Raw genomic sequence first — 21,948 nt, forward strand, 5'->3', positions numbered from 1 at the left:
TTTTCAGATTGTGGTTATCTTCAAGGTTCGGGCTAATCAAGTCGCAACAGATAGTTTGAGACAACTTTGTTGGCCCGAGGAAAGGGCAAAACGCCCTTAAATCATTGCCATTCCGCCATTCACATGGACAGTCTGACCGGTGACGTAGGCGGCTTCCTCAGCCGCAAGGAACGCAACGGACGCAGCCACTTCCGGGCCAGTTCCCATGCGTTTCATCGGAATCGCACCCATGATCGCGTCTTTCTGCTTGTCGTTGAGCTTGTCGGTCATCGCGCTTTCGATGAAGCCCGGAGCAACGCAGTTCACGGTGATATTGCGCGAGGCGACTTCCTGCGCGAGCGATTTGGAAAATCCGATCATGCCCGCTTTGGAAGCGCAATAATTGGCCTGGCCGGGATTGCCGGTGACGCCGACGACAGAGGTGATGTTGACGATGCGGCCGTAGCGGCGGCGCATCATCGGGTGGGTGAGCTGGCGGGTCAGCCGGAAGACCGAAGTCAGATTGACCTCAAGCACGGCATCCCAGTCATCGTCCGACATGCGCACAAACAACCCGTCGCGGGTGATGCCTGCATTGTTGACCAGGATGTCCACGCCCTCGAGGGTTTCCTCGGCGGTTTCGCCGAGCGCCTTGACGGCGTCACGATCCGTCAGGTCGGCGGGAAAGACGTGCACGCGGTCGCCGAGATCGCCGGCAAGCGCATCGAGCTTCTCGCGACGCGTTCCGTGCAGCCCGACAATCGCGCCCTGGGCGTGCAGCGTGCGGGCAATCGCCTCGCCGATGCCGCCGGATGCGCCCGTCACCAGGGCCTTGCGGCCGGTCAGTTCAAACATATCGTCGTCCTTCCGCTTTCGGGTCAGGCGTTCGTCTGGAGGAACGCTTCTATATCGGCGGGGGTGTTGATGGCAACGCCGGCAAGCGACCTGTCGATACGGCGCGCCAGACCGGTCAGCACCTTGCCGGAGCCGGCTTCAGCCAGCGTCGCGACGCCGTTTCCCGCGAACCATTCGATCGTTTCGCGCCAGCGCACCTGCCCGGTCACCTGCTCGACCAGCCGGTCGGCGATGGCCGCGGGTTCGGTCGCCGGGGCCACCGTTACATTGGCGACAACCGCCACCGAGGGGACGTTGATCGTCACGTTCGACAGCGCCTCGCGCATCGCGTCGGCGGCCGGCGCCATCAGGGCCGAATGGAACGGCGCGGAGACGGGAAGCATCAAGGCGCGCTTGGCACCCTTGTCGGACGCGAGCGCGGCAGCCCGCTCCACGGCGGCCTTCGCGCCGGATATCACGAGCTGGCCGCCGCCATTGTCATTGGCGATCTGGCAGACGCCGCCGGTTTCACCTGCTGCCGCTTCGCAAACGAATTCCACATCATCGACTTCGAGGCCGATGATCGCAGCCATCGCGCCCTCGCCGACCGGAACGGCCGCCTGCATGGCATTGCCGCGAATGCGAAGAAGGCGTGCCGTGTCGGCGAGCGAAAATGTGCCCGCCGCGCAATGGGCCGAATATTCGCCGAGGGAATGGCCGGCGACATAGGCCGCCTTTTCCGCAAGCGCGTAACCATTCGCCTCAAGCACTCGCACGACCGCCACCGAAACGGCCATCAGCGCCGGCTGCGCGTTCGCGGTCAGGGTGAGCTTGTCTTCCGGGCCGTCCCACATGGTGGATGTCAGTTTTTCGCCGAGCGCTTCGTCGACCTCCGCGAACACGTCGCGGGCTTCCGAAAAACTGTCGGCGAGCTCCTTGCCCATGCCAACGGCCTGGCTGCCCTGTCCGGGGAAGGTGAATGCGATGGTCATGTGCGGCCTCGTTTCGAAATTCGCGCCGGTTTGGTGAATACGCCTCGCCGTGTCAAGACCGGGATATGGTGGTCGCGGCATTGCGATTGCAAGGGAGCCCCGCGAGCGTATCATGCCGGACCGGTCCGGCGCGGGAGGAATTCTTGGACTCTTCATACGATGTCATCGTTGTCGGTGCGGGCCTTGCCGGCCTTGCCGCGGCCGCGGAACTGGGCGATCGCGGCAAGCGCGTCCTGATCCTCGACCAGGAGGGCGAACAGTCGCTCGGCGGTCAGGCTTTCTGGTCGCTTGGCGGCCTCTTCATGATCGACACGCCGGAACAGAGGCGCATGCGGATTCGCGACAGTCTCGACCTCGCGACCATCAACTGGATGGGGTCCGCCGGGTTCGACCGGCCGGAAGACCACTGGCCGAAAAAGTGGGCGCAAGCCTATCTCGATTTCGCCGCCGGCGAGATGCGGCCCTGGCTGCATGCGATGGGAATGCGGTGGTTTCCGGTGGTCGGGTGGGCCGAGCGTGGCGGCGCGTTCGCCGACGGGCACGGCAATTCCGTCCCGCGCTTTCATATTACCTGGGGTACCGGCCCGGGCACGCTGGCGCCTTTCATCCGGCGGGTCAGGGAACACGATGCCGCGGGTCTCGTCGCCTTCGCCTTCCGGCATCGCGTCAACGCAATCGAGACGACAGACGGCGCGGTAACCGGCGTCTCCGGGGACGTCCTCTCACCAACGGATGTCGAGCGCGGCAAGGAATCAAGCCGCGATGTCAGCGGCGATTTCCGTTTCACAGCTGCCAATGTGATCGTGACGACCGGCGGGATCGGCGGGGATTTCGAGGCCGTGTGCGAGGCGTGGCCGCGCGACCGGCTTGGCGAACCGCCCGATCAGATGGTCTGCGGTGTGCCCGCCCATGTCGACGGGCGCGGCATCGCCATTGCCCGAGCGGCGGGCGGCGCGACGATAAACGAGGACCGGATGTGGCACTACACGGAGGGCCTGCGCAACTGGAACCCGATCTGGCCGAATCACGGCATCCGCATCCTGCCGGGCCCTTCCTCCATGTGGTTCGACGCCACGGGCAACCGCCTGCCCGCGCCGTGCCTGCCCGGCTTCGACACGCTGGCGACCCTGAAACATCTACGCAGCACCGGCCACGATCATTCATGGTTCATCCTGACCCAGAAGGTGATCGAGAAGGAATTCGCGCTGTCCGGGTCGGAGCAGAATCCCGATCTGACCTCCGGCAAGTGGGCGGCCGTCTTGAAATCGCGGCTCGGCAAGGGGGCAACGGAAGCCGTCGAGGCCTTCAAGGAGCATGGCGAGGACTTCATTGTCCGCGACAATCTGGAGGAACTTGTCGCTGGCATGAACCAGCTTGCCGGCGCGCATCTGATCGATCCGGCGGCGATCCGGGCGCAGATCGAGGCGCGGGACGCGCAGATCGCGAACCCCTATTCGAAAGATGCGCAGGTGACCGCGATCAACGGCGCGCGCAACTATCTCGGCGACAAGCTGATCCGGACCGCGAAACCGCATCGCTTCCTCGACCCCGCCAACGGCCCGCTGATCGCCGTGCGGCTGCACATATTGACCCGCAAGACGCTGGGCGGGCTGCACACCGATCTTACCTCGCGCGTCTTCGGACCGAATGGCGAACCAGTGCCGGGGCTTTATGCGGCCGGCGAAGCCGCCGGTTTCGGCGGCGGTGGTTATCACGGCTACAATGCGCTGGAAGGCACGTTTCTCGGCGGCTGCATCTTTTCGGGCCGCGCCGCCGGGCGGGCCGCGGGGTAAATGGAAAAAATTTTCATCTCCCGCGCCATCGGGACTTGAAATCGTCGTGAGGCAGGCGGAAATCTATCGACGCACAGCCCCGCGTGGTGGCTCTTTCGAGTATCAGACATGTCGCAACAGACCGCGATCGCCTCGTCCCGTTCCCAAGACGTTTCCCAATCCGAACCCCTCATGCCGCTTTCCCTGCCGATCCTGATCGGAATCACGGGGATGGTTCTCTTCGTCGTCTCGCAGATGCTGGTTGTCACGGGCCTCGCCATCTGGGCGATCGGTGGCTATTTCCACCTGCACCTCATCGGGTTTTCCATCCTGATCGCGCTTGCCTCCATTCCGGTTGGCCTGGCGAGCTGGAAAGTCCTGATCATGGCGATTGCAGCGGAACGGGATCCCGCGAACAACTAGGGCTGTCGCGAGGCTTGCGCTTCGGGACGAATTCTGTATAAGCGCCCAATCTGCCGGTCAGCTGGGGGCTGAACGGAGGATGGCTTGTTGCCATAGTCGGGCCTGAAGGTCCGCGCCTCCGGTGTCTCCGCTCTCGACCCGTCAAGTTCGAAGCGCCTTTCTCTCCCTCTTCAAGAGGTCCGGGACAGTCGCAGAGGCTTAGCCGCTGACCAGCCGATGAAAGAGAAACGAAAGGCAAGAAACAATGGCTTATTACGAGCACGTGTTCCTTGCACGTCAGGACATCTCGTCCCAGCAGGCTGAAGAGCTTGTTGCGCATTTCAAGGGTATCCTCGAAGAGCGCGGCGGCAAGGTTGGCAAGGTGGAAAGCTGGGGGCTCAAGTCGCTCCAGTTCCGCATCAACAAGAACCGCAAGGCGCATTTCGCGCTGATGAACATCGACGCACCGGCAGACGCCGTGCAGGAGATGGAGCGCCAGATGCGCATCCACGAAGATGTGCTGCGCTACATGACCATCCGCGTCGACGAACTCGATGACGGCCCGTCGGCCATGATGAAGCGCAACGACCGTGACGACCGTGGCCCGCGCCGCGATCGCGACGATCGTGGCCCGCGTCGCGACCGTGACGACCGTCCGCCGCGTGACGACCGCCCGCCGCGCGAAGACCGTAACGAAAACCGTGGGAGCGCCAACTGATGGTCGACATCAACCAGATCCCGACCCGCCGTCCGTTCCACCGTCGCCGCAAGACCTGCCCGTTCTCCGGCGCCAATGCTCCGGTGATCGACTACAAGGACGTTCGTCTCCTGCAGCGCTACATTTCCGAGCGCGGCAAGATCGTTCCGTCCCGCATCACGGCGGTCAGCCAGAAGAAGCAGCGCGAACTGGCCAAGGCCATCAAGCGCGCCCGTTTCCTGGGCCTTCTCCCCTACGTGGTGAAGTAATTTTTCGAGGCCGGGGCGTTCGCGCCCCGGCTTTCGACTGCGCGTCCGCAACCGGGTACGGACGTGACACGAAAATCCCGAGTTGGGGCCAATACGCCTCTAACTGCTGAAGCGGCAGGACAGCGACCAGATGAACCAGACGCAGACATTGCAGATATATGGCATTGGCGCGCTTGCCGGCGCGACAACGGCCCTTCTGTGTCTCGGTATGGCCAGCGGTTCGATGCTCGCCGTCATCATGTTCTTCATTTCTCCAGTCCCGCTAATGGTCGCGGGCCTCGGCTTCGGGCTGAAGGCCGCGCTGACCGGCGCATTGTTCGCCGTCGGGGGCACGTTCCTGTTCGCAAACGGCCTCGTCGCGGCACTTGTCGCGCTCGCGATCGCCGGACCGGCCTGCGCGACCGGCTACTGGCTCAACATGGCCCGGCCCGCGGAAGAGATCGGCGGACCGCCCGGACAACTCGCTTGGTATCCCCTCGCCGACGTTCTTTTCGCCAATGCCCTGTTTACCGGTCTCGCCTATGTGGTGCTCGGCGCACTGATCGGCTTCGGACCGGACCTTGCCCGCGAGCTGGCAGCTGAACTGATCGCGCGGTTTCGGGAAACCAATCCGGAGCTCGTCTTCTCGCCCGAGGGCGAGGCCAGCCTGCGCGATTTCCTTCTGACGATCGTCCCCATCGCCCAGCCCTTCTTCTGGATGCTGACCCTGACGCTGTCGATCCGCATCGCGACGGCGATCGCGCGGCGCTCCGGTCTGATGAAGCGCCCGCAGGAGGACTGGCCGCTTGCGCTGCGCATGCCCCGCACGGCGACCTTCGCCTTCCTTGTTGCCGTTCTGATCAGCCTCGTACCCGGCGGCCTGGGTCTGGCCGGCAGCAGCATCGCCGGCGCGCTCGGCGCGGGCTTCACCATGGCCGGCCTCGCCGTCGTCCACGCGCGAACCCGGGGCATGAGCGGCCGCGCCGTGATCCTGCTGCTGGCTTATCTCAGCATCGTGCTTATCGGTTTTACCGTTCTCGCCTTTTTCGTCATCGGCATCTTCGGCGCGGGCCGGCATATAGCGCTGTCGAAGCCGGCCCCACCCAATCCAACACCCAAATCCTAGACACCGAAAGGAACCACAACCATGCAAGTCATTCTGCTTGAACGCATCGCCAAGCTCGGCCAGATCGGCGACGAAGTCGCCGTCAAGGACGGTTTCGCGCGCAACTACCTGCTCCCGACCGGACGCGCCCTGCGCGCCAATGCGGCCAACCGTGCCCGTTTCGAAGCCGAGCGCAGCCAGATCGAGGCACGCAACGCCGAGCGCAAGTCCGCCGCCTCGACCATCGCCGAAGGCCTCAATGGCAAGACTGTCACGGTCGTTCGCTCCGCCGGCGAAACCGGCCAGCTTTACGGTTCTGTCTCGACCCGCGACATCGCCGATATCCTCACGAGTGAAGGCTTCCAGGTTTCGCGCAACCAGGTCGACCTGAAGAACCCGATCAAGGCGATCGGCCTGCACGAAGTCGAAATCGTGCTTCACCCGGAAGTCGAGACCAAGGTGACGCTGAACGTCGCCCGCTCCTCCGACGAAGCCGAGCGCCAGGCAGCCGGCGAGGACCTGACCTCGGCCGAAGCGATCTACGGCGTCGATGAAGACGCGCAGCTCGAAACCTTCGACCCGGATGCGGAAGAATTCTTCGAGGAAGGCGCAGAGCCGACCAACGAAGAGGCCGAGGAAGCAGCGGACGAAGAAGACGCTTCCTGATCCCGGCACGCTGCCGACCAAGCCAATTCAGACGGCTCCGGTTTCACAGCCGGAGCCGTCTTGACTCACGAGGGCCAAATTTCGTTCAATAACAGTCCTTTCGGACGAACGGCATGTCTACGTCGATACTGAAGCTTTTGCATCGGTTCCTCGACCGGCTCGACCTAAAAGGCTCGCTGCTGGTCACCTTTCCCGATCAGGAGACCCGCCGCTACGGCGACGGGACCGGTGACCCCGTCCATATCGAAATCCGGGAATGGCGCACCCTGTGGCGCATCGCGCTCGCGCCCGATCCCGCAGTCCCGGAAGCCTATATGGACGGCGATCTCGTCTTCCTGGAGGGCGACCCGATCACATTCCTCAAGATCGTGTATTCCGGTCGGACGATGGCGCCCGGCCAGGAAATCCACCCGGTGCTGCCGGCGGACAAGCTGCGCTTTGTGCTGCGACGGGTCCACCAGTTCAATCCGGTCGGCCGCGCCCGGGCCAATGTTCAGCACCACTACGATCTTTCGCGCAGTCTCTACGACCTGTTCCTCGACGAGGACCGGCAGTATTCCTGCGCCTATTTCGAGAATCCGAACGTCTCGCTTGAAGACGCCCAAATCGCCAAGAAGCGGCATATCGCCGGCAAGCTGCTGTTGGAGCCCGGCATGCAGGTGCTCGATATCGGATCGGGATGGGGCGGACTGGGGCTTACGCTGGCGCAGGAGCATGGCGCGCAGGTACGCGGCGTCACGCTTTCCGACGAGCAGTTCCGGCTCTCGCGCAAGCGCGCCAAGGAAGCCGGTCTGACGGACCGGGTGCAGTTCGACCTGATCGACTATCGCGAGATCGACGGCCAGTTCGACCGGATCGTCTCGGTCGGCATGTTCGAACATGTCGGCGTCAACCACTACAGCGAATATTTCAACAAGTCGCGCGCGCTGCTCAAGGATGACGGCGTCATGCTTATGCACACGATCGGGCGGACGGGACCGCCCAGCGTGACCTCGGCCTTCATTCGCAAATATATCTTCCCCGGCGGCTACATTCCGGCGCTGTCGGAAATCATGCAGCCGGTCGAACGATCCGGCCTGCACGTCACCGATGTCGAGGTGCTGACCGACCACTACGCGGAGACGCTGAAGAACTGGCGCGAGCGCTTCATGGCGCGACGCGACGAGGCGGTCGCGCTTTATGACGAGCGATTCGCCCGGATGTGGGAATTCTACCTGGCAGCGTCGGAAGCCTCGTTCCGCTACCAGGACATGGTGGTGTTCCAGGTTCAGTTGGCGAAAAACAAGCTTTCGATACCACGCACCCGCGACTACATCACCGAATTCGACCACGGCGGCACCGCGAAACGGGGCGGAATACGCGCTGCGGAATGATCCCCAAAAGGGGTTTCGAATCATCTAGAATCGTCAAGCGGAAAAAATAAATATTCCGAGTTTGTGCACCGGCTGTGAATCACGGGCGTGAAGCGCAATGCGTTCCCATCACCCGGGGATCAGGAGCTATAGGTGAGCCCCCAAGGCAGGAGACGGTAATGGCTGACGCGGCCCTCAAATTCGACGACGACACCAATTCGGGCGGTGAGCTATATCGAGAGGCTCCCAACAATATCGAGGCGGAGCAGGCCCTGCTCGGCGCGATCCTCGTCAACAACGACGCCTTCTACCGGGTTTCCGATTTCCTGAAGCCGGAACATTTCTACGAGCCGTTGCATCGACAGATCTACGCCGTTGCGGCCGACCAGATCCGCATGGGCAAAATCTCCAATCCGGTGACGATCAAGACCTTTCTGCCGTCCGAGGAGAAACTGGGCGATATCACCGTCTCGCAATATCTCGCTCGCCTTGCCGCCGAAGCCGTCACGATCATCAACGCCGAAGACTATGGACGCGCGATCTACGATCTCGCAACGCGCCGCGCGCTGATCGGCATCGGCGAGGACATGGTCAACATCGCCTTCGACGCGCCGGTGGAAATGGCCCCGCAGCACCAGATCGAGGACGCCGAACGCCGACTGTTCGAACTGGCGGAGACCGGCCGCTATGACGGCGGGTTCCAGCCCTTCACCGACGCGGTTCGAATCGCCATCGACATGGCCAACGCCGCCTTCCAGCGCGACGGCCACCTGTCCGGCATTTCGACCGGCATCAATGCCCTGGACGCGCGCATGGGCGGGTTGCAGCCTTCGGACCTGATCATCCTCGCGGGACGCCCGGGCATGGGCAAGACGTCGCTTGCCACCAACATCGCCTTCAACATCGCCAACGCGTTTCACGGCGAGCAGCAGTCCGACGGTTCGGTCAAGGCCGTCGATGGCGGCGTGGTCGGCTTCTACTCGCTGGAAATGTCGTCCGAACAGCTGGCGACACGTATCATTTCCGAGCAGACCGAAATCTCCTCCTCCAAGATTCGCCGCGGCGAGATCACCGAAAGCGACTTCGAGAAACTGGTCGCCTGCTCCAACATGATGCAGCGCCTGCCCCTCTATATCGACCAGACGGGCGGCATCTCCATCGCCCAGCTCGCGGCACGCGCGCGGCGCCTGAAGCGCCAGCGTGGTCTCGACGTGATGGTGATCGACTACGTCCAGCTGATGACCGGTTCGTCCGCCAAGGCCAGCCAGAACCGCGTTCAGGAGATCACCGAGATCACGACCGGGCTCAAGGCGCTGGCGAAGGAACTCAACGTGCCGATCATCGCTCTGTCCCAGCTGTCGCGTCAGGTGGAAAGCCGCGACGACAAGCGGCCTCAGCTTTCGGACCTGCGTGAATCGGGTTCCATCGAGCAGGACGCCGACGTCGTGATGTTCGTCTACCGCGAGGAATATTATCTCAAGAACAAGGAACCGAAGCCCGGCACCGAGGAATATGTGGCCTGGGAAGGCGAGTTGGCCGAAGCCATGGGCAAGGCCGAAGTGATTATCGCCAAGCAGCGCCATGGCCCGACAGGCTCCGTGCCGCTCGGCTTCCAGGCCGAATTTACGCGTTTCTCCGACCTTGCTTACGAAGACCGCCTGCCGGAACGGTTCGAGTAGCCGTGCAGGTCACCTCAACCGGAGCCGATCCGCGTCTCGCAGGGGCGCGCCTGACCATCGATCTCGACGCGCTGGTGGCCAATTGGCGCGACCTGTCGGAACGCTCCAGCCCTGCCAAATGCGCCGCCGTCGTCAAGGCCGACGCCTACGGGCTCGGTGTCGAGCATGTCGTTCCAGTGCTGATGAAGGCCGGGTGCGAGACGTTTTTCGTCGCGCTTCCTGAGGAAGGCGTGGCCGTGCGCCGGATCGCGCCAAAGGCCGATATCTTCATCCTCAACGGCGTCCACGCGCAATCGGCGGCGACGATGGTCGAGGCCAGCCTGATTCCCGTCCTCTCCGGCATCGAGCAGATCGAATTGTGGGCGCGGTTCTGCCGCGAACGCTGGCTGCACGCGCCATGCGCCATCGGCGTCGACACCGGTATGAACCGGCTTGGCCTGACTGTCGAGGAAGCCTTGGCTTTCCGTGCCCGCAATATCGCGGACCATCTCGTCTCGCCGGTGCTGGTCATGAGCCACCTGGCTTGCGGCGACGCGCCGGACCATCCGCTCAACAAGCAGCAACGCGAGTCTTTTCAGCGGGTTGCGGCAGCTTTTGACGATATCGATTCAAGTCTCGCCAATTCAGCCGGTATCTTCCTCGGCGACGGTTTTCTCTTCGATGTGACGCGCCCGGGCATCGCGCTCTATGGCGGGCGGGCGTCGGGCACCGGACAAAATCCGGTGCGGCCGGTGGTGAGCCTGCATGCGCGCATCGCGCAAATAAGGCAGGTACCGAAGGGCGAGACAGTCTCCTACGGCGCGACGCAGACGCTTGCGCGCGACAGCCGGATCGCGACCGTGTCTGTCGGCTATGCGGACGGCTATCCGCGCGCGGGATCAGGCGCCGGCGTGCCCTTGCGCGAAGCCGTCACCGACGGACAATCCGGCTTCATTGACGGCCGGCATGTTCCGCTGGTCGGCCGGATCACCATGGACCTGACGCTGTTCGATGTCACCGATGTGGACGAGGAATCGCTCGCGGAAGGCTGGATCGAGCTGATCGGCCCAAACATTCCTTTGGACGAAGCGGCGCAAGCGGCCGGAACCATCGGCTACGAACTTCTCACCAGCCTCGGCAAACGCTATGAGCGGCGTTATCTGAAGTACGCCGACGCCTGATTCCCGGAAAGCGACTGCTTGGCCAAGGTCCGCACCCAATTCATCTGCCAGAACTGCGGCACCGTGCATGCCCGCTGGGCGGGCAAGTGCGATTCCTGCGGCGAATGGAACACCATCGTCGAGGAGGATCCGTCCGGCGGTATCGGCGGCGGTCCGGGTCGCCAGCCCAAGAACAAAGGCCGCGCTGTCGCGCTGACGACGCTGTCCGGCGATATCGAGGACGCCCCGCGCATCCTGACCGGCATTCCCGAACTCGACCGCGTCACCGGCGGCGGCATCGTGCGCGGATCGGCTCTGCTGGTGGGCGGCGATCCGGGAATCGGCAAATCGACGCTTCTGATGCAGGCTGCCGCGGCGCTTTCCCGCAACGGACACAAGGTTATCTACGTGTCCGGCGAGGAAGCGGTCGCGCAGGTGCGGCTGCGCGCGCAACGGCTTGGCGCAGCGGACACCGACGTCATGCTGGCCGCCGAGACCAATGTGGAAGACATTCTCGCCACGCTGGCGCTCGAGCAACGGCCCGACCTCGTCATTCTCGATTCCGTGCAGACGCTGTGGACGGATGCGGCGGAATCGGCGCCGGGCACGGTGACGCAGGTGCGCGCGGCATCGCAATCGATGATCCGATACGCCAAATCGACCGGCGCGGCCGTGATCCTTGTCGGTCATGTCACCAAGGAAGGCCAGATCGCCGGGCCGCGCGTGGTCGAGCACATGGTCGACGGCGTTCTCTATTTCGAGGGCGAAGGCGGCCATCACTATCGCATCCTGCGCACCGTGAAGAACCGCTTCGGGCCGACCGACGAGATTGGCGTGTTCGAGATGGGATCGGGCGGGCTGCGCGAAGTGTCGAACCCGTCGGAACTGTTCCTCGGCGAACGCAACGAAAGCGCGCCGGGCGCGGCGGTTTTTGCCGGCATGGAAGGCACGCGGCCCGTGCTGGTGGAAATCCAGGCGCTGGTCGCCCCCTCCTCTCTCGGTACACCGCGCCGCGCCGTTGTCGGCTGGGATTCGGCGCGGCTATCGATGATCATCGCGGTGCTGGAAGCCCATTGCGGCATTCGCCTTGGTCAGCACGACGTTTACCTCAACGTGGCGGGCGGATATCGCATATCCGAACCCGCCGCGGATATCGCGGTTGCGGCAGCGCTGGTCTCTTCCCTTGCCGGACTTGCCCTGCCGTCCGATTGCGTTTATTTCGGCGAAGTCAGCCTCTCGGGCGCAATCAGGCCTGTCGCACATGCCGCGCAACGCCTGAAAGAGGCCGAAAAGCTGGGATTCAAGTCCGCCGTAATGCCAAAAGGCAGTCAAGATGTTCCCGAGGCCAGCAAGCAGAGCTCTGTCGAGATCGCGGCTCTTCCCGATCTCGTTGCACGCATTGCCGGCGGAACTGTTTTGACTCGCGAGCGCGACGATGACGATATTTAGTGGCGCGCAAGCGTCGGGGACAAACACGGCACGCGATCGGGTCAGGGGCCCAATAAACGCGTCTGCTTCGGAGACCAGAATTCATGCCCATTACCCTGCTTGACGGCCTCTTGCTGGGTCTGACGCTCGTTTCAGCGGTTCTTGCAATGGTTCGCGGTCTTTCGCGCGAACTGCTCTCGATCGTTTCCTGGGGCGTCGCCGCGGTGGTCGCCTTCTTGTTCTACAAACAGGCGGCGCCGCTGGTGCAACCCTATGTCGATCATGAACTCATCGCCCAGCTCGTCGCCGGCGGACTGATCTTCCTGGTGACGCTGATCGTGGTGACCATCATCACGATGCGCATCGCGGACCTGATCATCGACAGCCGTATCGGGCCGCTCGACCGTACGCTCGGTTTCGTATTCGGCGCGGCGCGCGGGGTCCTGATCGCGGCGGTTGCGGTATGGTTCCTCGGCTTCTTCGTCGGTGACCGGGAAATCGCCTGGATCGACGGCGCGAAATCGAAACCGTTCCTCGATTCGCTGGCGCAAAGCATCGTCAACATGTTGCCGGAAGATCTCGATAACATCATCCCGGGCGGAGATAACGCGGACAGCACCGAGGCATGACCTTGACCGACGCAGTCACGGCGGAAGCCGACGACCACTTCCATGACGAATGCGGCGTGTTCGGCATTTTCGGACGCGCCGACGCGGCCTCCTTCGTGGCGCTCGGACTGCACGCCTTGCAGCATCGCGGCCAGGACGCGGCGGGCATCGTCACTTTCGACGGTTCGCAATTCCACGCGGAACGCCATGTCGGCCTGATCGGCGACAATTTCACGAAAGCCTCGGTCATCGCCCGCCTCGACGGCGACCGCGCGATTGGCCATACGCGCTACCCGACGACGGGCGACACCGGCCTGCGCAACGTCCAGCCCTTCTTCGCGGAACTCGAATCGGGTGGCCTCGCCCTCGCCCATAACGGCAACGTCACCAACGCGATGACCGTGCAGCGCGAATTGCAGCGGGCCGGCGCGATCTTCTCGTCGACCTCGGATACGGAGACGCTGCTGCATCTCGTCGCCGTCAGTCCCGAGAAGGACCTGCTCTCGAAGTTCATCGACGCGGTAAAGAAACTCGAAGGCGCTTACTCGTTCGTGGCCCTGTCGTCGAAAAAGATGATCGGCTGCCGCGACCCGCAGGGCATTCGCCCGCTCGTTCTTGGTGATCTCGACGGATCATGGATCCTTGCGTCGGAGACATGCGCGCTCGACATCATGGGTGCGCGCTACGTTCGCGACGTCAAGCCGGGCGAACTGGTGGTGGTGACCGAAACCGGCATCACCAGCCATTTCCCCTTCGAGCCGCAAAAGCCCCGTTTCTGTGTGTTCGAGTATGTTTATTTCGCGCGACCGGACTCCTATATCGAGGGACGCAACGTCTACGAAGCGCGCAAGCAGATCGGCGTCGAACTCGCGAAGGAAAACGTCGTCGAAGCCGATATTGTCGTGCCCGTGCCCGATTCCGGCGTGCCGGCGGCGATCGGTTATGCCCAGGAGGCAGGCCTGCCTTTCGAACTCGGCATCATCCGCAACCACTATGTGGGGCGCACCTTCATCCAGCCGACCGACGCAATCCGCCACATGGGCGTGAAGCTGAAGCACAATGCGAACCGGCACTATATCGAAGGCAAGCGCGTGATCCTCGTCGACGATTCCATCGTCCGCGGCACGACCAGCCAGAAAATCGTGCAGATGGTGCGCGAAGCCGGTGCGAAGGAAGTGCATATGCGCATCGCCTCCCCGCCGACGGTTTCGTCCTGCTATTACGGCGTGAACACGCCGGAAACCAACAAGCTGCTCGCCTCGCGCATGAGCGTCGATGAAATGGCCGACTTCATTCGCGTCGACTCCCTCGGCTTCCTGTCGATCGACGGGCTCTACCGCGCCGTCGGCGAATCCGCCCGTGACGCCGAACAGCCGCAATTCTGCGACGCCTGCTTTACCGGCGCCTATCCGACCCGGCTGCTCGACCGCGACGGCACGGACAATGTCCGCCAGCTTTCGATCCTGGCCGGCGGAAACTGATCTCCGAACGAGCGATATCATGGATATGAAACCCGACCTCTCCGGCCGCCTAGCCCTCGTGACCGGCGCGTCTCGCGGCATCGGCCGCGAAATCGCATTGCAGATGGCTGCTCTCGGCGCTCACGTTATCGCCGTCGCGCGGACAGCAGGCGGGCTCGAGGAACTCGACGACGAAATCAGGGCCGGTGGCGGCGAAGCGACGCTGGTCCCCCTCGATTTGAGGGATTTCGACGGGATCGACCGGCTCGGCGGTGCGATTCACGAGCGCTGGGGAAAACTCGACATCCTGGTCGCCAATGCCGCGATCCTCGGACCGATCTCGCCGATTGGCCATATCAAGGCGAAGGATTTCGAGCAGGTGATGGCGATCAACGTCACCGCGACATGGCGGCTGATGCGCACGACCGATCCGCTGCTGCGCGAATCCGATGCCGGCCGCGTAATCGTCATGTCATCCGGCGCCGCTCACAGCTGCAAACCGTTCTGGGGCGCTTATTCGGCCTCGAAGGCGACCGTCGAGGCGCTGGCGCGGACATGGGCCGCCGAAGCGCAAAACACGCCGCTGCGCATCAACAGCGTCAATCCCGGCGCGACGCGCACGAAAATGCGTGCGCAGGCGATGCCGGGAGAAGACCCCGAAACGCTGCCGACCGCCGCGGAGATCGCTTCGAAGATCGTTCCGCTCGCCGGATCCGGCATTACCGAGACCGGGAAATTTTGGGACGCCCCCACCGAAAAGTGGCTGGATTACATCCGGCCGGCCTGAGGCGAGATCGCTGAAAGCTCGAATTCGAGCCTGAAACACCTATATTTTTAACGATTGACCTATGGTGAGCAACCGCTATCGTTTTTTGCGAAAGCGGGCGGGAAGATCCGCGTACATTCTCCGGGAGGAGCCATATGGGACTGGTTATCGCCTTGATCGTCGCGGTTTTGGCCGCCGGGCTGATCGCCGCTGCACTATACGAGACCTTTACACGCGGGATCAGATTCCGGCAGGCGCTGTATTTTGCGCCGCTGAAACTGCTCTACCGCATAGACACGCGCGCCATTCGCCACGCGCATGCATCCGGCCGTCCGGTTATCTACGTGATTTGTGAGCAATCGAAGCTCGACCCCGTGATTTGCCAGGCGATCCTGCCGGAAGACACGCTGCATGTTCTCGACCCGGAATCCGCGACCAGTTGGCTGGTTCAGACCTTCCGGACGCTCGCCAAGTCGGTCGTCTTCGGCAAGGAACACATGGTCACGAACCGCCGCCTCGTCCGTCATCTCAAGGGCAAGGGGCGCATGGCGGTCTATCTGCCCGATGCGGTGGAACCGGACGCTGCCGGGATGCGGCTTTACCGTGCGGTGACCCTGCTTGCGCGCAAGTCGAATGCGCAGGTCGTGCCGATCTTCGTGCGGAACAGCCGTTTCCTTCCCTCCTCCTTCACGCCGGCCTCCATGGCGCCGCGCAAGCTGCTTCCAAAGCTCGTCGTCCATGCGCTGCCCGCCGAGCGAATCGACACGCTGGTCGAAAAGGCCGGACGCCGCTTTGTCACGCCGCCCAACGCCCTGTTCGACCACATGGCGCGTGTGCGCTACGAGGCGACGAATTACTCCGTCGGCCTGTTCGAAGCTTTCGTGGAGGCGGCGCGGACATATGGTCCCAAGCGAGTCATCCTCGAGGATACCGTCACGGGATCACTCTCCTACAAGATGATGCTGATCGGCGCGCGGGTTCTCGGCAAGCGATTCATCGGCATGTCGAAACGCGGCGAAGCGATGGGCATTCTCCTGCCCAACGCAAATGGCGTCGTCGTCACCTTCCTGGCACTGCAAACGGCTGGGCGGGTCGCCGCGATGCTGAACTATTCCGCTGGCGCGGCGAATATCGTTTCCGCGATCAATACGGCGAAGATCAGGACCGTGCTGTCGTCACGCGTCTTCATCGAAAAGGCTGAACTGCAGGCGATCGTGGACGCGATCGAGGCGAATGGCACGACAATCATCTGGCTCGAAGATGTCCGTCAGACCGTGACAACCGTGGAGAAACTTTCGGCGGCGCTGCAGTGGACGCGTCCGCTGGTCGCCGTCGATCCGGAAGAGCCCGCGGTCATTCTGTTCACATCGGGCTCGGAAGGCACGCCGAAGGGTGTCGTGCTGTCGCATCACAATCTGCGCGCCAATGCCGCGCAGGCGGAATCGCGTTTCTCGATTTCGGTCGAGGACACGCTGTTCAACGTGTTGCCCGTCTTCCATTCCTTCGGGCTGCTCGGCGGTACGATCCTGCCGCTTCTCTATGGCGTTCGGCTGTTCCTCTACCCCTCACCGCTGCATTACAAGCTGATCCCTGCCGCTGCGGCCAAGGTGCGCCCGACCATCATGTTCGGGACAGACACATTCCTGATGGGCTATGCGCGAACCGCCAAGGATACCGATTTCGAGAGCCTGCGTTTTGTCGTGGCCGGTGCGGAAGCGGTGAAGGCACAGACGCGCGACCTCTATCGCGACCGTTTCGGTTGCCGGGTTCTGGAAGGGTTCGGCATGACCGAAGCGTCGCCCGTCGTCGCCGCCAACACCTGCTCGCAGGATCGGCCCGGCACGGTCGGCCGGTTGTTCCCCGGCATATCGGTGCGCATCGAGCCGGTGGAAGGTATTGACGAAGGCGGACGCCTCTGGGTCAACGGACCGAATGTCATGCTCGGCTACCTGAAGGCCGATCGGCCCGGCGAGTTGCAACCGCTTTCCGACCAATGGCACGATTCCGGCGATATCGTCGCGATCGACCGGGAGGGCTATGTCGCGGTGCGTGGCAGGGCGAAGCGTTTCGCCAAGATCGGCGGCGAAATGGTGTCGCTCGGCGCAGTCGAGATGCTCGTCCAGTCCCTGTGGCCGGAGGACCAGCATGCGGCGGTTTCCGTGCCCGACCGGCGCAAGGGCGAACGCATCGTACTGGCGACGACAAAAAAGGATCCGGACAAGAAGGAAGTCGTCGCCTACGGCAAGCGCAACGGGGTGACCGAACTCATGCTGCCTTCGGAGATCCTTCCCTTCCCGGACATCCCCGTTCTCGGTTCCGGCAAGGTCGATTACGTGACGACGCTGAAGCGCATCGAGCAGAAGCTGGGGAACAAGGACAAGGCGGCCTGAGGGTTCAGTCCGCGTTGTTCTTCACGGCTGCGGCATGCGCCGCTGCCTGCTTGCGCCACATGCGCAGGCTGTATGGCAGGAAGGCGAGATAGGCGAGAACCGACAGGGTCAGTGTTTCCCAGGTATATGTCGCCAGCATCGCGACGTAGAAAACCACGCCGAGGATAAGCGGCATCACCTGGGCGCGCGGAATGCGCGCGCCGAGCGTCTTGCCCGACCAGACCGGCAAGTTGGACACCAGAAGGAACGCGACGAGCAGCGTGTAGCAGGCCACGCCAGTTGCGTAGTACCAGTCGGGCGCGATGCCGAGGAAACCGAGATAGACCGGCAACAAGACGAGAAATGCGCCGGCGGGGGCCGGCACGCCCGTGAAATAGGCGCTCTGCCATTTCGGGCTGTCCTTGTTTTCCATCATCACGTTGAAACGTGCGAGGCGCAGGCCGCAGGCGATGGCATAAAGCAGCGCGGCGATCCAGCCGAACGACCGCGCCTGATCGAGCACGAAGGAATAAAGAACCAGCGCCGGCGCGACGCCGAAATTGACGATATCGGCCAGCGAATCCATTTCCGCACCGAATTTCGAGCTGCCCTTGACCAGTCGGGCGACGCGACCGTCGACACCATCGAGAAGCGCGGCGAGAAGGACCATCAGCACGGCGTCGTCGAAACGGTGCTCGAAGGCGAGCCGCACACCGGTCAGGCCGGCGCATATCGCGAGAACCGTGATGATGTTCGGCAGGACGAAGCGCAGCGGGATGTCACGCAAGCGCTTGTTGTTGTTCGCCGACTCGCCGTTTTCTCCGGGGCCATCGGGTTCGAACGGGGGGAACGGGCCCTCGATCTCCATGCCTTACCTCAACTCGTCCGGCTCAACGGGGTTTCCGTGTCGTCGCGATAATCCGCGATCACGGTCTCCCCCGCTATGGCGGTCTGACCGACAAAAACCCGCGTTGTCGCCCCTGCGGGCAGATAGAGATCGACACGAGATCCGAAGCGGATCAGGCCGAACCGTTCGCCGGCCGAGAGATCCTCGTCCTGCTTGACCCAGCAAAGGATACGGCGCGCGACGAGACCGGCCACTTGCACCACGCCGAGCGAACCGTGCGCGGTCTCGATCACCAGCCCGTTTCGCTCGTTCTCCGTGCTGGCCTTGTCGAGATCCGCGTTCAGGAACTTGCCCGGGCGGTAGGCGATGGTAGTCACCTTTCCCCGCACGGGGGCGCGATTGATGTGGACGGAGAAGACATTCATGAAGACGGAGACCCGGGTCATCGGCGTATCGCCGAGACCAAGTTCCACGGGCGGCACGGCAGGACCGACAGCCGACACAATGCCATCGGCGGGGCTTATCACAAGCGCATCATCGACCGGCGTCACGCGCTGGGGATCGCGGAAGAAATATGCGCACCATGCCGTCAGGACGAGGCCAAGATAGAAAAGCGGCGACCACAGCCAGCCGATGATGATCGTGCCGACCGCAAAGGCCGCCACGAAGGGCCACCCCTCGCGGTGCACGGGCACCATAGTCTTCCTAATCGTATCAGCCAGGCTCACGGCCATCCTCCGGTAATTCTCCTGCACCAATATGGGCAAGCTCCCCACGATGCAATGCGCCGCATGAATCAGCGGCGGATGGAGCAGGAATAACGGCGTGCGGAACTGACAATACGACGCTTGTTTTAAGGTCGTGGACGACACAAACTGCCCTAAAGGCAAGCGGGGATCCCATTCATGATCATTCTGGCAAAGATCATCCACTTCTTGTGCTTCAGCGTCGGCATCGGCGGTGGGGTGGCCGCGATGCTGGCCGGCATTCGGGCGAAGGGCGCTGCTGCGGAAGCCGTGCTGGTTCTGCGCGGCATCCAGAAGACGCTCGGGCGCATCTCCTTCGTCGCGATCATGCTGCTTTGGGTGACCGGTCTTTACATGGTCTACGCAATCCGGGACGGCTGGGCCGGGCTCGGCGTCTTTTTCTGGCTCAAGATTCTCGCCGTCCTGGTGCTGACGGGCGCATCGCTGACGGCGCAGTATTTTAGGCTGACGGCGGCGAAGCGCGATCCGGCCGTGATGGGGCCGCGCATGGCGAAGATCGACATGACCGCGAGCGGTTCGGCAGTCGTGGCCCTGATCTTCGCCGTATTCGCCTTTACCGGCTAGCTGTCCGAACCCGATGGCGTTCCGGTATCGCCGGGCAATGGAAACCGTTTTCGTACGACGATTCCCATCTCGTCGGTTTCGCGCGCCTCGCGCAGCTTGCGCTCGGCCTCGATGGCTTCGGACTGGCGCGCCCACATCTGCGTGTAGAGACCGTTCTGGTCCAGCAGGTCGGCATGCGTGCCGCGCTCGGCGATCAGGCCTTCCTTGAGCACGATGATTTCGTCGCAGCCGATCACCGTCGACAGGCGGTGTGCGATCACGAGCGTCGTCCGCCCCTCCGACACGTAGTCCAGCGCCTGCTGGATTTCCTGCTCGGTCGCCGTGTCGAGGGCGGACGTCGCCTCGTCGAGGACCTGGATCGGTGGGGCTTTCAGGATGGTACGGGCAATCGCGACACGCTGTTTCTCGCCGCCCGAGAGCTTGAGGCCGCGTTCGCCGACCATCGTGTCGAATCCGTCCGGCAGAGAGCGGATGAAATCGCCGATCTGCGCCAGTTCGGCCGCCTGTTCGACCTCGGCATCGCTCGCGTCGATACGGCCGTAGCGGATGTTGTAGCGGATCGAATCGTTGAACAGCACCGTGTCCTGCGGCACCATGCCGATCGCCGAGCGCAATGATTTTTGCGTCACCTCGCGCACATCCTGCCCGTCGATCGTGATGGAGCCGTCCTGCACGTCGTAGAAGCGGTAGAGCAGCCGGGAAATGGTCGACTTGCCCGCACCCGACGGGCCGACGATCGCGACGGACTTGCCTGCCGGCACCTTGAAACTGATGCCTTTCAGGATCGGGCGCTGCCGGTCATAGGCGAACTTGACGTCATCGAAGACGATATGCCCGTCCCGCACGACGAGGTCCTTCGCCTCCGGCTTGTCCGTCACCTCCGGCTTCACATCGAGCAGGTCGAACATCTGCTCGATATCGGTCAGGCCCTGACGGATCTCGCGGTAGATGAAGCCGATGAAATTGAGCGGAATGGACAGCTGGATCAGCATTGCGTTGATGAAGACAAAATCGCCCAGCGTCTGCTCGCCCGCCTGCACGGCGCGCGCCGACAGCCACATCATCGCCAGCATGCCGACGCCGAAAATGAAGGCCTGACCGAAGTTGAGCCAGCCAAGCGAGGTCCAGACCTTGGTGGCGGCCCGCTCATACCCGGCCATGGCCCCGTCGAAACGGCGGGCTTCCATGTCCTCATTGCCGAAATATTTCACGGTCTCGAAATTGAGCAGCGAGTCGATCGCCTTGGTGTTGGCGTCAGTGTCGGATGCGTTCATGTCGCGGCGGATCTGGATGCGCCAGTCACTCGCGCGGATGGTGAACCAGCCATAGAGATAGATGGTCACGGCCGTCACCGCGACATACTGCCAGCCATAGGCGAAACCGAAAATGATCGCGACCAGAACGAATTCGAGGATGGTCGGCGCGGTGTTGAGGATCGTGAAGCGGACAATGGCCTCGATGCCCTTGGTGCCGCGCTCGATGATGCGCGACAAGCCGCCGGTGCGGCGCTCGAGATGGAAACGCAGCGACAGTCCGTGCATGTGCACGAAGGTTTTATAGGCGAGCTGGCGAACGGCGTTCTGGCCGACGCTGGCAAACAACGCGTCGCGCAACTGGTTGAGCCCGGCCTGGGCGACGCGAAACACGTTGTAGGCGACGACCAGCATGACCGGACCGAGCAGCAGCGCAGGCATCCAGCCGGGCGCCTTCATTTCGCCGTCGAGCGCGTCCGTCGCCCATTTGAACCCGTAGGGCACCAGCATCAGGACAAGCTTGGCAAGAACGAGAAAGACGGTCGCCTGGACGACGCGCAATTTCAGGTCCGGGCGTTCCGCCGGCCACATATAGGGCCACAGATTGCGAATGGTCTGCAGCGTCGATCCGCTTTCGGCGGAAACGGTCTTAGAGGGCAAGGATCACTCCGATCAGTCGTGTTTCGACGTGCAGCAATTGGCCGCGCAGCATTCGTCGATCATCGAGTTCAGTTCCCGCGATACGCTGCGCAGCGCTTCGCGATTCAGGCGGTAGGTCGAACGCGGCATCCTGCGTTCATGGGTGATGAGCCCCGCTTCGAGCAGGACCTTGAGGTGCTGGGATACGGTCGACTGCGCAAGCGGCAGACTGTCGACGACATCGCCGCAGCCGCAGCCTTCAAAACGGGAAAGATGGTTCAGAATTGCGAGACGCGCCGGATGGGACAGCGCAGCGAGACGCCCGGCAATTTCTTCGTTTTGTGCAGGATCTGATTTCATCGTAGATCGACGATATACGATG

The 21,948-nt window shown here is 63.0% G+C and carries 21 protein-coding genes; 15 read left to right on the plus strand and 6 right to left on the minus strand.

Annotated features, from left to right (window positions below):
* Nucleotides 1-96: 96 nt before the first annotated feature.
* Together fabG and fabD are read right to left on the minus strand one after the other, a co-directional pair.
* On the minus strand, nucleotides 97-834 hold the full coding sequence (gene fabG, locus ACQK2M_RS17370) for a 3-oxoacyl-[acyl-carrier-protein] reductase (RefSeq protein WP_425418822.1): 738 nt from the start codon (nucleotides 832-834) through the stop codon (nucleotides 97-99).
* A 23-nt stretch (nucleotides 835-857) separates the two neighbouring features.
* Complete coding sequence (fabD, locus tag ACQK2M_RS17375; protein ID WP_425418823.1) at nucleotides 858-1,805, minus strand: ACP S-malonyltransferase; 948 nt, start codon at nucleotides 1,803-1,805, stop codon at nucleotides 858-860.
* A 143-nt stretch (nucleotides 1,806-1,948) separates the two neighbouring features.
* Between fabD and ACQK2M_RS17380 the strand changes: the two genes are divergently transcribed.
* From ACQK2M_RS17380 to ACQK2M_RS17445, 14 genes are all read left to right on the plus strand, one after another.
* Nucleotides 1,949-3,598 (plus strand): FAD-binding dehydrogenase, encoded by a 1,650-nt coding sequence (locus ACQK2M_RS17380; RefSeq protein WP_425418824.1) that lies wholly within the window; start codon nucleotides 1,949-1,951, stop codon nucleotides 3,596-3,598.
* Nucleotides 3,599-3,706: 108 nt separating this feature from the next.
* A complete protein-coding gene (locus ACQK2M_RS17385; protein WP_425418825.1) occupies nucleotides 3,707-4,000 on the plus strand; it encodes a hypothetical protein in 294 nt (97 codons plus the stop codon).
* Between the two features lie 244 nt (nucleotides 4,001-4,244).
* Nucleotides 4,245-4,697, plus strand: coding sequence for a 30S ribosomal protein S6 (rpsF, locus tag ACQK2M_RS17390; RefSeq protein WP_425418826.1), 453 nt, complete (start codon nucleotides 4,245-4,247; stop codon nucleotides 4,695-4,697).
* Entirely contained in the window at nucleotides 4,697-4,945 is a 249-nt protein-coding gene (gene rpsR, locus ACQK2M_RS17395; protein ID WP_223476917.1) for a 30S ribosomal protein S18, read from the plus strand. Before rpsF ends, rpsR begins: the two co-directional genes overlap by 1 nt.
* Nucleotides 4,946-5,075: 130 nt before the next feature.
* Nucleotides 5,076-6,050: a DUF2232 domain-containing protein gene (locus tag ACQK2M_RS17400; RefSeq protein ID WP_425418827.1), complete on the plus strand. Its 975-nt coding sequence runs from the start codon at nucleotides 5,076-5,078 to the stop codon at nucleotides 6,048-6,050.
* A 21-nt stretch (nucleotides 6,051-6,071) separates the two neighbouring features.
* Nucleotides 6,072-6,695, plus strand: coding sequence for a 50S ribosomal protein L9 (gene rplI, locus ACQK2M_RS17405; protein WP_223476919.1), 624 nt, complete (start codon nucleotides 6,072-6,074; stop codon nucleotides 6,693-6,695).
* A gap of 113 nt (nucleotides 6,696-6,808) precedes the next feature.
* Nucleotides 6,809-8,068 (plus strand): class I SAM-dependent methyltransferase, encoded by a 1,260-nt coding sequence (locus ACQK2M_RS17410; protein ID WP_425418828.1) that lies wholly within the window; start codon nucleotides 6,809-6,811, stop codon nucleotides 8,066-8,068.
* A gap of 158 nt (nucleotides 8,069-8,226) precedes the next feature.
* The gene (locus ACQK2M_RS17415) at nucleotides 8,227-9,726 is read left to right on the plus strand and encodes a replicative DNA helicase (RefSeq protein WP_223476921.1); all 1,500 of its coding nucleotides are present in this window, start codon (nucleotides 8,227-8,229) and stop codon (nucleotides 9,724-9,726) included.
* A gap of 2 nt (nucleotides 9,727-9,728) precedes the next feature.
* On the plus strand, nucleotides 9,729-10,886 hold the full coding sequence (alr, locus tag ACQK2M_RS17420) for an alanine racemase (RefSeq protein WP_425418829.1): 1,158 nt from the start codon (nucleotides 9,729-9,731) through the stop codon (nucleotides 10,884-10,886).
* A gap of 18 nt (nucleotides 10,887-10,904) precedes the next feature.
* On the plus strand, nucleotides 10,905-12,314 hold the full coding sequence (gene radA / locus ACQK2M_RS17425; protein WP_425418830.1) for a DNA repair protein RadA: 1,410 nt from the start codon (nucleotides 10,905-10,907) through the stop codon (nucleotides 12,312-12,314).
* 83 nt (nucleotides 12,315-12,397) lie between these two features.
* Nucleotides 12,398-12,922 (plus strand): CvpA family protein, encoded by a 525-nt coding sequence (locus ACQK2M_RS17430; protein WP_425418831.1) that lies wholly within the window; start codon nucleotides 12,398-12,400, stop codon nucleotides 12,920-12,922.
* Nucleotides 12,919-14,382, plus strand: a complete 1,464-nt coding sequence (gene purF, locus ACQK2M_RS17435; protein WP_223476925.1) for an amidophosphoribosyltransferase — start codon at nucleotides 12,919-12,921, stop codon at nucleotides 14,380-14,382. Before ACQK2M_RS17430 ends, purF begins: the two co-directional genes overlap by 4 nt.
* Before the next feature lie 25 nt (nucleotides 14,383-14,407).
* Nucleotides 14,408-15,148 carry an SDR family NAD(P)-dependent oxidoreductase gene (locus ACQK2M_RS17440; RefSeq protein ID WP_425420073.1) on the plus strand — a complete coding sequence of 247 codons (741 nt, stop codon included), beginning with the start codon at nucleotides 14,408-14,410 and terminating at the stop codon, nucleotides 15,146-15,148.
* Between the two features lie 134 nt (nucleotides 15,149-15,282).
* A complete protein-coding gene (locus ACQK2M_RS17445; protein ID WP_425418832.1) occupies nucleotides 15,283-17,517 on the plus strand; it encodes an AMP-binding protein in 2,235 nt (744 codons plus the stop codon).
* Between the two features lie 4 nt (nucleotides 17,518-17,521).
* Here the strand turns inward: ACQK2M_RS17445 and pssA are convergent, their stop codons facing one another.
* The gene (gene pssA, locus ACQK2M_RS17450; protein WP_425420074.1) at nucleotides 17,522-18,358 is read right to left on the minus strand and encodes a CDP-diacylglycerol--serine O-phosphatidyltransferase; all 837 of its coding nucleotides are present in this window, start codon (nucleotides 18,356-18,358) and stop codon (nucleotides 17,522-17,524) included.
* A gap of 14 nt (nucleotides 18,359-18,372) precedes the next feature.
* Entirely contained in the window at nucleotides 18,373-19,071 is a 699-nt protein-coding gene (locus ACQK2M_RS17455; protein ID WP_425418833.1) for a phosphatidylserine decarboxylase, read from the minus strand.
* 177 nt (nucleotides 19,072-19,248) lie between these two features.
* Between ACQK2M_RS17455 and ACQK2M_RS17460 the strand changes: the two genes are divergently transcribed.
* Nucleotides 19,249-19,674 (plus strand): hypothetical protein, encoded by a 426-nt coding sequence (locus ACQK2M_RS17460; RefSeq protein ID WP_425418834.1) that lies wholly within the window; start codon nucleotides 19,249-19,251, stop codon nucleotides 19,672-19,674.
* Here ACQK2M_RS17460 and ACQK2M_RS17465 read toward each other — a convergent pair.
* Entirely contained in the window at nucleotides 19,671-21,587 is a 1,917-nt protein-coding gene (locus ACQK2M_RS17465; RefSeq protein WP_425418835.1) for an ABCB family ABC transporter ATP-binding protein/permease, read from the minus strand. The genes ACQK2M_RS17460 and ACQK2M_RS17465 overlap by 4 nt on opposite strands.
* A gap of 12 nt (nucleotides 21,588-21,599) precedes the next feature.
* Nucleotides 21,600-21,926 carry an ArsR/SmtB family transcription factor gene (locus tag ACQK2M_RS17470; protein WP_223476931.1) on the minus strand — a complete coding sequence of 109 codons (327 nt, stop codon included), beginning with the start codon at nucleotides 21,924-21,926 and terminating at the stop codon, nucleotides 21,600-21,602.
* Nucleotides 21,927-21,948 lie beyond the last annotated feature (22 nt).

It is taken from the genome of Oricola indica, assembly GCF_965227485.1.
Taxonomy (GTDB): domain Bacteria; phylum Pseudomonadota; class Alphaproteobacteria; order Rhizobiales; family Rhizobiaceae; genus Oricola; species Oricola indica.